A 10326-nucleotide genomic window follows, 5' to 3' on the forward strand; every position below is an offset into this window, starting at 1 on the left:
GAGCCGGTGAACGGTCTCGACCCCGAGGGCATCCTCTGGGTGCGCAATCTGATGAAGTCGCTGGCGGCGGAGGGGCGGACCGTGTTCGTCTCCAGTCACCTCATGAGCGAGATGGCGCTCACCGCCGACCACCTGATCGTCATCGGGCGCGGGCGGCTGCTCGCCGACATGGGCGTGAAGGAGTTCATCGCCGCGAACTCCGCGGACTTCGCCCGGGTCCGTACGCCCGACACCGAGCCGCAGCAGCGGGAGAAGCTGACGTCCGCGCTGACGGAGGCGGGCGGGCACGTGCTGCCCGAGCAGGACGGCGCGCTGCGGGTGACGGGGCTGGCGCTGTCCCGCATCAGCGACCTCGCGCACGAGGCGGACGTACGCCTGTGGGAGCTCTCCCCGCACCAGGCCTCGCTGGAGGAGGCGTACATGCGGATGACCCAGGCGGCCGTCGACTACCGCTCGACCACCGACCAGAAGGCCGGTCTGATGCAGCCCCTGCCGCCCGGCGCCCTGCCGCCCGTGCCGGTCCCCGGCCAGGGCCAGCCCGGCTGGTACGCCCCACCGCCACCCCAGGACGGCGGCAGACCGTCCGCCCCGGGCCCCTACGGCGCTCCGGGCGCGGACGTCCCGAACCCGTACGCACAGGACACGCCCCGGGCTCCGCAGGCACCCACCCGGCCCGGCACCGCGCCGCAGGGCCCGGCGGCCGCTCCGTCCGTGCCGCAGGCCGCCCCCGCCGCCGACTCCGCCAAGCCCGAGGACCCCCGATGAGTACGCCGCAGACTCCGATGCCGCAGGCCGTGCCGCCCGCCTGGAAGGACGGTTACACCTCGCCGATCCCCGTCGTGCGTACGCACTTCGGGCACGCCCTCGCGTCGGAGTGGACGAAGATCAGGTCGGTGCGGTCCACGATGTGGACGCTCGGTGTGTACGTGCTGATCGTGCTCGGGTTCGGGCTGCTGCTCGGACTGCTCATCGCCCGCTCGCCGTCGGAGTACCAGGGCAACGAGAGCCCGCTGGTGCCGGGCTTCTTCGGGCTGCTGATCGGCAGCGTCTGCCTCATCACGCTCGGCGTGCTGACCACGGCCTCGGAGTACGGCACCGGCATGGTCCGCACCACGATGACGGCGTGCCCGAGCCGTACGCGGGTGCTCGCGGCGAAGGCCGCGGTGTTCTTCCTCGTCGCGTTCACGGTCACCCTGCTCTCCGCCGGGATCGTCGCCCTGGCGCACACGGCCCTGCTCGACGGCAGCGGCGCCCGGCAGCCGACCGGCGAGGAGTGGTTCAAGGGCACGGTCGGCGTCAGCCTCTACATGGCCCTGCTCGGTCTGCTCTCGCTGGTGATGGGCACGGTCCTGCGGCACTCGGCGGGTGCCATCACCATCATGATCGGTGTGGTGCTCGGCCCGCTGGTCATCGCGGCGTTCATGTACGCGCGGTCGCTGGAGAAGCTGCGGGAGGTCCTGTTCAACTACTCGATACCCAGCCAGCTGAGCGTCTTCTACTCCGACCCCTCCGGCCCCCTCGGCGACTCCGGCCCGTCCGGCTGGGACCCGCTGTGGATCATCCTGGGCGTGACGGCCGTCGCGTTCGCCGGCGCCTGCGCGCTGCTGCAGAAGCGGGACGTCTGACCGTCTAGAACCGCGGCGCGTTACGGGACCGCTGCACCCGCGTGGTGCGGCGGTCCTTCGCGTTCCAGCACGCCTTGTGCCAGTGCCGGCGGTCGTCCACGCCCGCGTACTGCGGCCAGGCCACCACGTGCGGGACGCCGGAGGAGATCATCTGGTCGCACCCCGGACAGCGGTACGTCTTGCCCTGGGCGCTCGCGCCCGCGACATGGCGCACGCTCCACTCCTCGCCCCGCCAGCTCTCGGTGGACTGCCAGCCGCCGTAGCGGCCCGCGGAATCGTCCTCGGCGCTCCGTCCGGACGAGGCGGCGCCCCTTCCGTCCTTGGGCCGGTTGCGACGCGGGGACACGGAACACCTCACGGAAATGTACGGAAAACACGGACCGTCTCCAGCGTACGCGCCACCGCCGCGGGAAGGCGCAGGAGGACCGACCTCCACAAGTCCCCCTCTGCCGCTACCCGTTGTGACCGCCTCGCACCCCATTTCGCAGACAATCCGCAAATCTCTTCGCCAGGCCGTGACTTCGGCACGTGTCGCGCGGTTATGCCCGGTGGGGGAGCTCCGTGTCGGGGCCGAGGAAGCAGGAAAGAGCAATGCGTGTAGGAAGTTTCGTGCTGGCGGCCCAGTTCCCGGGGCAGGGCCAGGGGGAGGCGCTGCACCGGGCGGTCCGCTCCGCCGAGGTCGCCGAGGAGGCCGGACTGGACGCGGTCTGGCTGGCCGAGCACCACTTCGTGCCGTACGGGACGTGCCCGTCGGCGATCACCCTGGCCGCGCTGCTGCTCGGCCGCACCCGCCGCCTGCGGGTGGGTACGGCGGTCAGCGTGCTCCCCACCGTCCACCCGGTCGCGCTCGGTGAGCAGGCCGCGCTGCTGCACGTGACGAGCGGCGGGCGGTTCTCGCTGGGGGTGGGGCGCGGCGGCCCGTGGGTGGACCTGGAGGTGTTCGGCACGGGTCTGGAGGCGTACGAGAAGGGGTTCCCGGAGTCGCTGGACCTGCTGCTGCGCTGGCTGCGCGAGCCCTCGGTGACGGCCTCGGGGGAACGATTCACCTTCCGTGAGGTCCCCGTCGTACCGCGCCCGTCGGAGGCGCTGACGGAGACCCCGACGGAGGCGGAGGGCCCCGAGGTCGTCGTCGCCTGCACCTCCCCGGCGAGCATCCGGCTGGCCGCCGAGCGCGGGCTGCCGATGCTTCTGGGGATGCACGTCGGGGACGAGGAGAAGGCCGAGATGGTCGCCCTGTGGCAGCGGTGCGCGCGGACGGCGGGCCGGCCGGGCGAGGAGATCCGGGACGCCGCCCATGTCTCGGCGGGCGTCTGCCAGATCGCGGACCGGCGCACGGACGCGGTGGAGGCGCTGCTGAAGACGATGCCGGGATGGCTGAAACAGGGCCTGGACGCCCATGTCACCGTGGACGGCCGGACCCGCCGGATGCGCGATCCGCTGGAGTACACCGAACTGCTCTGCGGCCTGCATCCGGTGGGCACTCCGCGGCTGTGCGCCGACCGGCTCGCGGCGACCTCCGAGCGGACCGGCGTCTCCCGCTTCGCCCTGCTCGTGGAGGGCTCGGGCGACCTGGCGGCGACGGAGGAGAACGTACGACGGCTGGGCACCGAGGTACTGCCCCACCTCTGTTGAGCAGGAGCGGCTCGCGGGTGGCTTGCCGCCCCTGCACTCCATGCACCTCCCGCGGGCGGAGCGGCAAGCAAGCGACTCACGGCGTCAGCAGTCCCGCAGCTCCGGGGACTGGTTGAGCAGCTGGCTGCGCACCGAGGTGAACCGGGCGAGCGTCTCGTCGACCGAGGCGTCCAGCGGGAACACCGCCACCCGGTGGCAGTTCTGGAAGGCCAGCCGCACACCGAAGTGCCGCTGCAGCGCACCGCGTATGGCGTCACTCGCGAGCGCACGCAGCAGCTGACCTCGTGCCTGCTCGTCCGGCGGGGGCGTCTGGTTGTCGGCGAACTGACCGCCGTCCACCTTCAGCTGGGCCACCAGGGAGCTGATCATCTCCCATGCGTAGGGCAGGGAGGTCCGGACGCAGTCGACGAAGGCAGCTTCGTCGACCTCGCCTCGCTCGGCCTGTCCGAGTAGGGCCGGTGAGACGTCGAGCGACATGGGTTCTCCTCTCGCACCCCCGGGACAACAGGGGTTGCCGGACAGATATGGGGGTGCGCGACGCCGAACACGGTGAGTACACGGACCGCGACCTCCCGTCCACTACGGTAAGCGCAAGAAGGAAGGCTCACTAGGAAAACGCACGTACAGGCCGGTCGAGTTGGGCACACAATCGGCCACAAGTGAACACGGGTTATCAAGGTAGAAAAGGGGCGGTCCACGGGGAGCGCGGGTGAGTGACCGCGCGCGGCCGGAAGCCGTCACCCGGGCGAATCGCGCGCACCGCCGTGCGTCGAGTAGCGTTGCCGACCATGCGTCTCGTCATTGCCCGATGCTCCGTCGACTACGCGGGCCGGCTCACCGCCCATCTGCCGTCAGCGCCTCGTCTGATCCTGGTCAAGGCGGACGGCAGCGTCTCGATCCACGCGGACGACCGCGCCTACAAGCCGCTGAACTGGATGTCGCCACCGTGCACGCTGAAGGAGGGCACGGGCGAGGAGGCGGGCGTCTGGACGGTCGTCAACAAGGCGGGCGAGAAGCTCATCATCACGATGGAGGAGGTCCTCCACGACTCCTCGCACGAACTCGGCGTGGATCCGGGGCTGATCAAGGACGGCGTGGAAGCGCACCTCCAGGAACTGCTCGCCGACCGCATCGAGACCCTCGGGGAGGGTTACACGCTGATCCGCCGCGAGTACATGACGGCCATCGGCCCGGTCGACATCCTGTGCCGGGACGCCGACGGGCAGACGGTCGCCGTCGAGATCAAGCGGCGCGGCGAGATCGACGGCGTGGAACAGCTCACCCGCTACCTGGAGCTGCTGAACCGCGACCCCCACCTCGCTCCGGTCCGCGGCATCTTCGCCGCCCAGGAGATCAAGCCCCAGGCGCGGGTCCTCGCCACCGACCGCGGCATCGGCTGCCAGGTCCTGGACTACGACGCGCTGCGGGGCATCGAGGACGACAAGCTGCGGCTGTTCTGAACGTCCGAACGGGAAACACACAGGGGCCGGGTCCGCACGGACCCGGCCCCTTCTGTTGCCGGCCCGGCTCAGATCACGCTGTCCGGGCCGGCCGGGGAGCTCGCGGCGCCGCTCTCCGGGGCGTTCGCGGAGCTGCTGGAGGCGGCCGGGGCCTCGGCCGTGGACGGAGTGGTGGAAGACGGAGCGCCGGCCGCGTCCGATGTGCTCGGTGACGTGGTATCGGTCGGCGTGCCGGGCGACGGCGGATCGTCCGTCGGCGTGCCGGGCGACGGCGAGTCGTCCGTCGGCGTGTCCGTCGACGGGGAGGGCTTCTCGGCGGGCGGCCGGGGAGAAGCCGGCGTCGACCTGGACGAGGACGGCTTCGGCGACGTACCGCCGCTCGTCTCGCTCGGAGCGCTCGGGCTGGTCGAGGGCTGCCCCGCACCGGACGGCGGGACCGGGTCGTCCGGCGTGCCGTACGTGCCGTCGGGGCCCGGGCTGGTCGGGCGGCTGGTGTCCGTGCCGGTGCCGCCGATGCCGGTGGTGCCGTTCTGGTCCGGGATGTCGGCGTCCAGGGTGCCGTCGTCCGTGTTCTGACCCGCGGACGGATTGACGTCGCCCCTCTCGGAGGGGGGGTTGGCGTCGTTGTGGGAGGTGGCGCCGAGCGTCACCACCGTGCCGAGGACGGCGGCGAGCAGCGCGCCCGCGCCGGCCGCCACGAGGTTGCGCCGGGCCAGTCCCTTGAAGCCGGCGCGGTGCTTGGCCGGGGCGCCCGGGCCCAGGACCGTGGCGGGGGCGCCGCTGGGCGGCTGGAGCGCCGGGAAGGGCGCGGGGACCCCGCCCGGCGGAGACGCCGACTCCTCGGTGCGGGCGTCCGGCACCTCCTCCCCCGCCATCGCCCCGAGGCCCGCCACGACCGCGTCGCCCGCTGCCGTACCGGAGCGGTCGGCGACCAGGGCGAGGGCGCGGCGCCCGGCGACGGTGCCGCGCTTGTCGGCGAGCGCGCCGCGCAGCCCGATGGCGGCCTCCAGCTCGGCGCGGGCCCGGTCCAGCCGGCCGCCGCAGAGCGCGAGAATGCCCAACTCATGGTGGAAATAGGCCTGTTCGCTCACGTCTCCGGCGAGCCGGGAGGCCTCGGCACCGAATCGCAGCGCCCGCTCCCAGGCGTTCCAGTTGAGCCCCGCGGCGAACGCGGGCGCGGCCGTGCGGGCGAGCCGCACGGCGGGGCTCTCCTCGCCCTCGCCCACCGGAGTGGTCTCCGGCACCAGCACCGCCAGCGCCGCGAGCAAGGCGTCCGCCTCGGCGCACACCCTCTCGGGCGTGACCGAGGGGTGCCCGGCCCACCAGGCGTAGTGCTGGGCGGCGGTGAGGGCCCGGGCTTCGGCGTCCTCGCCGTAGCCGGCGGCCTCCAGCTGGGCCGGCACCCCGGCGGCGAGCCGGTAGCGGGAGCCGACCGGGGAGACCAGACCGCAGCTCGCCAGCTCGCCGAGCGCGGCGTCGGCGTGGGTGTCCCCGACCAGCGCGGGCAGGTGCGCCTGGTGGGGCACCTCGCCGCCGAGCGCGACGGCGAACCGCAGGGTGTCCCGCGCGGACGTGCTCAGCCGGGAGGCGAGCAGCGGCGCGGGCGCGGCGGCCTCTCCCAGCGACGGCAGGGGCACGTCGTCGCCGGCGCCCCCGTCGAGGGGGGCGTCCGCCGGCGGCGCGTCCTCGAAGACGCCGAACTCGTCGACCGCGCCGGCGCTGGCCCGCAGCCGGTCGTGCTGGCCCAGCAGGGCCCCGGCCTGGACGAAGCGCAGGGGCAGGCCCTCGGACTCGAACCAGAGGTCGCCGGCCCAGTTGGCCTCCGCCTCGGTGAGCGCCCGGCCGACGCCGCGCTCGATGAGCTCCACGCCGCCGGCCCGGTCCAGACCGCCGAGGACGACCTCCTCGACCTCGGAGTCGGCGGACGGCGCGGGCACGTCCGGGACGGCACTGAGCAGGAAGGCGCACTCGGGGGTGGCCTCCAGCAGCTCGTCCAGCGCGCTGCCGCCGAACTCGATGTCGTCCACGACCACGACCGCGCCGATCTCACGGACGCGGGCGCGCAGTTCGTCCTCGTCGGGCCGGTACCCGGGCGCGCTGTGGACGGCGCGGAAGAGGTCGTGCAGCAGGTCGCTCGCGGTGCGGCGGAAGCCGGTGAGGCGGACGACGCCGTCGGGGGCGAGGTCCGAGCAGTCGTCGGCGACGAGGTCGATCAGGCTGGTGCGGCCGGAGCCGCCCGGCCCGGTCAGGCGTACGGAGCGGCCGCGGGCGAGCAGCCGCACCAGCCGCTCGCGCTCGTCCTGGCGCTCCAGGAGCGGCTGCGTGGAGGGGATCAGGCCCGGCGGGACGGGCGGTTCGGCCGCGGCTTCGACCTCGGCGCGCTCGTCCTCGCCGTACTTCCGCGGCCGCCCGGGGCGCTCTCCGGGCGGGCAGGACTCGATCTCGCTGCCGTCGACGGGGTTGACGGTGAGCAGGAAGTCGCCCGTGACGAGCCGCACCGTACGGGCCAGTGCGGGCGCGTGCGGTGCGAAGTCGGGTGTGAGGGATTCCCTGGGCGGCCGTTGGCGCGGCGCGTGGCCGTCGCTGTCGTGGCCCATGTCCTCGGGTTCCCGGCTGTTCGGGTCCATAGGTTCCAAGCCCCCCAAAAGCGTCGTGTGCCGACCGTGGCCGACCCCTCCCGGCCTTGCCGCACACCGCGCTGTCGCTTCTGGTCCGGTCCCGCTCGAGGGTTTCTGGGCAGCGGGCGACCGAACCTTAAACCTTCGCACAGTATCTACGACAGCCCGGGGTGCGGCGCCGCCCGAGACGTCACAGTCTCATGAGGATTGCGCGCGACGTGCGGTTCGCCGACCTGCGTCCGGGTCTCCCGCACGGCCGGGTTCACACCTGTACGGTACGGACCCGCCTGATCCGGGCGAGAGGCCCTAGACCCGCGGCAGGGACTCGAGTCCGATGCCGCCCTCGATGGCGAGGATGCGGTGCAGCCGGGTGGCCACCAACAGGCGCCGCATCTGCGGCGGTACGCCGCGCAGCACCAGCCGCCGGCCGCAGCGGCCGGCCCGCCGGTGGACACCCATGATCACGCCGAGTCCGGTGGCGTCCCAGGAGTCGAGCTCGGACAGGTCGAGCACCAGGTCGCCGACGCCTCGATCGACGGCCGAGTGCAGAACCGTACGGGCGTCCGCCGCGCTGTGGACGTCGAGGCGGCCCCCGACGACCAGCTCGGCGTGGTCGCCCCTGATGTGCATATGCGCTCCCCGTGAATGCGGTGGCGTACTCCGTTGACGGTGGTTGTGCAACCTCTGACTGCTTCTGTGGCAGTACGGTTGCTGTTTGTAAGCGAACCGATACCGAATTCACCCTGAAGGGTGATCCCAGTGACCCCGGTGCGGTTTCAGTGCTTGTAGAAGCCCTGCCCGCTCTTGCGCCCGATGTCACCGGCGTCAACCATCCGGCGCATCAGCTCCGGCGGGGCGAACTTCTCGTCCTGGGTCTCGGTGTAGATGTTGCCGGTGGCGTGCAGCAGGATGTCGACGCCGGTCAGGTCGGCGGTGGCCAGCGGACCCATGGCGTGCCCGAAGCCCAGCCTGCAGGCGAGGTCGATGTCCTCGGCGGTGGCGACGCCCGACTCGTACAGCTTGGTCGCCTCCACGACGAGGGCGGAGATCAGCCGGGTGGTCACGAAGCCGGCCACGTCCCGGTTGACGACGATGCAGGTCTTGCCGACCGACTCGGCGAACTCGCGGGCCCTGGCCAGCGTTTGGTCGCTCGTCTTGTAGCCGCGGACGAGTTCGACGAGCTGCATCATCGGCACCGGCGAGAAGAAGTGCACGCCGACGACCCGCTCGGGACGCTCCGTCACGGCCGCGATCTTGGTGATCGGGATGGCGGAGGTGTTGGAGGCGAGCACGGTGTCCTCGCGCACGAGCTTGTCGAGCGTGCGGAAGATCTCGTGCTTGACCTCGAGCTTCTCGAAGACGGCCTCGACCACGACGTCCGCGTCGGCGGCCGCGTCCAGGTCGGTGGTGGCGGTGATCCGGGCGAGGGCGGCGTCGGCGTCCTGCGCCTCCAGCTTGCCCTTGCCGACGAACTTGTCGTACGACGCCTTGATGCCGTCGGTGCCCCGCCTCAGCGCCTCGTCGGTGACGTCCCGCAGGACGACGTCCCAGCCCGCCTGCGCGGAGACCTGGGCGATGCCGGACCCCATGAGACCGGCCCCGATGACGGCGAGCTTCCCTGCCACTGACGACTCCCCTGGGAAACGACGGCGCGAGCGCTTACTCGCGGCTTACGAATGACTCCAGGGCGGACACTAGCGCTCACGCGCCTCCTTGAGGACCGTAAGTAATGCGTGTCACTGTCTCAGGGGGTGAGACACCCGTCACGTCTCGAATGACGGACTTGGCGATCCTCCCAGCGGCTGAGCCGACGGGATTCCGACCGCAGTGGCCGGAGCGCTAATTCCTTGCGGGTTCACGCTGGTTGGCGCTTCACAGACCGGCTGATGCCGAGGTCTCCACGCCCTGTGACCCGCATGCCCGCGGGCCAGTGTGTTCTTCGCACCTACGGTGTCGGCATGTTCGCGGTGGCCACAGGCGGCGCATACGAAGCTCGCTTGACTCTTGCGATTGTCCGGATGCACACACCCGCATGCGGGACACGTGACAGATGTGTAAGCGGGGTCAACGGTGCGTACTTCGACACCTCTGTGCCTTGCACGGTTACGTACCGCCAACTCGAAGGAGTGCCACCCCTTGTCGAGGATGGCGCGATTCAAGCCGGCCTTCTGCCGAACGTGGGTTCCCGGCCGGACCATGGTCCCTTTCGCAGAGGCGGTCATACCCTTGATGTTGAGTTCTTCGAGGACCACAAGCGCATTACGGTCCACGATCCGGCAGGCCGTCTGCGCGTGAAAGTCCCGACGTCGGTCACGGACCCTGCACATGATGGCCCTCATCTTCGCCTGGCACGCCTTCCGCCGATTCGACCCCCTCCGAGTACGAGCGTGCTGTTGTTGAAGCCGTCGGTACCGCGCAGCCTCACCCTTGGTGATGAAACCGCGGTCGAAGAACCGGCCGTCACTCGTGGCGGCCAGCACGGCCACTCCCCGGTCCACTCCGACACGGCCACGCTCCAAGGAGATCGCAGGTGCTGGTGTACCGATCTCCACCAAAAAACTGATGTACCAGTGTTTCCCGTCACAGGACACCGTGGCCGACCTCAGCGTGCCACCAAGCGGACGGGACCAGCGAAAGGCCACCCATCCCAGCTTCGGCAGGTGAGCTCGAGCCCGCTTCCGCCCAGTCCGCTCGACCGAGAGGTGTCGTGGGTCCGGGAACCGGAACGAGGGGCGCCAACGCCGCTTGGCCCTCCACCTCACGGCGAAGGCGCCATGCCTGCGGCAGGCCCTGTCCAGATCCCGCAAAGTCTGCTGAAGGGTGTGAGACGGTGCCGCCCTCAGCCATGGGTGCTCTGCCTTCGCCTCCGCCATCTCGCGCGTCTGCTGCGCATAGCCGATCAATGCACCGCGCCGTCGGTATTCTCGACGCTGCTCAAGTCCTACATTCCATACCGCTCGGCAGACAGCCGCGTACTCCTCCACCGTCGCA

General features: G+C 71.4%; 9 protein-coding genes and 1 pseudogene. 4 read left to right on the top strand and 6 right to left on the bottom strand.

Annotated elements, in window-relative coordinates; genetic code table 11:
- Window positions 1–765: pseudogene (locus RH94_RS43890) on the top strand (ABC transporter ATP-binding protein); the annotation flags it as partial.
- Window positions 762–1625, top strand: a complete 864-nt coding sequence (locus RH94_RS19110; RefSeq protein ID WP_073948757.1) for an ABC-2 transporter permease — start codon at window positions 762–764, stop codon at window positions 1623–1625. The pseudogene RH94_RS43890 and the gene RH94_RS19110, both read left to right, overlap by 4 nt.
- Window positions 1626–1629: 4 nt before the next feature.
- Here the strand turns inward: RH94_RS19110 and RH94_RS19115 are convergent, their stop codons facing one another.
- On the bottom strand, window positions 1630–1971 hold the full coding sequence (locus RH94_RS19115) for an ATP/GTP-binding protein (protein ID WP_073948758.1): 342 nt from the start codon (window positions 1969–1971) through the stop codon (window positions 1630–1632).
- 245 nt (window positions 1972–2216) lie between these two features.
- Between RH94_RS19115 and RH94_RS19120 the strand changes: the two genes are divergently transcribed.
- The gene (locus RH94_RS19120) at window positions 2217–3257 is read left to right on the top strand and encodes an LLM class flavin-dependent oxidoreductase (protein WP_073948759.1); all 1041 of its coding nucleotides are present in this window, start codon (window positions 2217–2219) and stop codon (window positions 3255–3257) included.
- A gap of 84 nt (window positions 3258–3341) precedes the next feature.
- On the opposite strand, the gene RH94_RS19125 is transcribed toward RH94_RS19120, so the two are convergent.
- Window positions 3342–3734, bottom strand: a complete 393-nt coding sequence (locus tag RH94_RS19125) for an SCO5389 family protein (protein WP_073948760.1) — start codon at window positions 3732–3734, stop codon at window positions 3342–3344.
- 311 nt (window positions 3735–4045) lie between these two features.
- Here RH94_RS19125 and nucS point away from each other — a divergent pair, with 311 nt between their 5' ends.
- Window positions 4046–4717, top strand: coding sequence for an endonuclease NucS (nucS, locus tag RH94_RS19130; protein WP_073948804.1), 672 nt, complete (start codon window positions 4046–4048; stop codon window positions 4715–4717).
- Between the two features lie 68 nt (window positions 4718–4785).
- Here nucS and RH94_RS19135 read toward each other — a convergent pair whose 3' ends face one another.
- The 4 genes from RH94_RS19135 to RH94_RS19150 form a co-directional block, all read right to left on the bottom strand.
- On the bottom strand, window positions 4786–7344 hold the full coding sequence (locus RH94_RS19135; protein ID WP_073948761.1) for an ATP-binding protein: 2559 nt from the start codon (window positions 7342–7344) through the stop codon (window positions 4786–4788).
- Window positions 7345–7641: 297 nt separating this feature from the next.
- Window positions 7642–7965 (bottom strand): STAS domain-containing protein, encoded by a 324-nt coding sequence (locus RH94_RS19140; protein ID WP_073948762.1) that lies wholly within the window; start codon window positions 7963–7965, stop codon window positions 7642–7644.
- Between the two features lie 146 nt (window positions 7966–8111).
- Window positions 8112–8960, bottom strand: coding sequence for a 3-hydroxyacyl-CoA dehydrogenase family protein (locus RH94_RS19145; RefSeq protein ID WP_073948763.1), 849 nt, complete (start codon window positions 8958–8960; stop codon window positions 8112–8114).
- Window positions 8961–9098: 138 nt separating this feature from the next.
- Window positions 9099–10319, bottom strand: a complete 1221-nt coding sequence (locus RH94_RS19150; protein ID WP_234425879.1) for an RNA-guided endonuclease InsQ/TnpB family protein — start codon at window positions 10317–10319, stop codon at window positions 9099–9101.
- Between the last annotated feature and the right edge of the window lie 7 nt (window positions 10320–10326).

Origin of the sequence: Streptomyces kebangsaanensis (assembly GCF_001906585.1) — a bacterium.
Lineage (GTDB): Bacteria > Actinomycetota > Actinomycetes > Streptomycetales > Streptomycetaceae > Streptomyces > Streptomyces kebangsaanensis.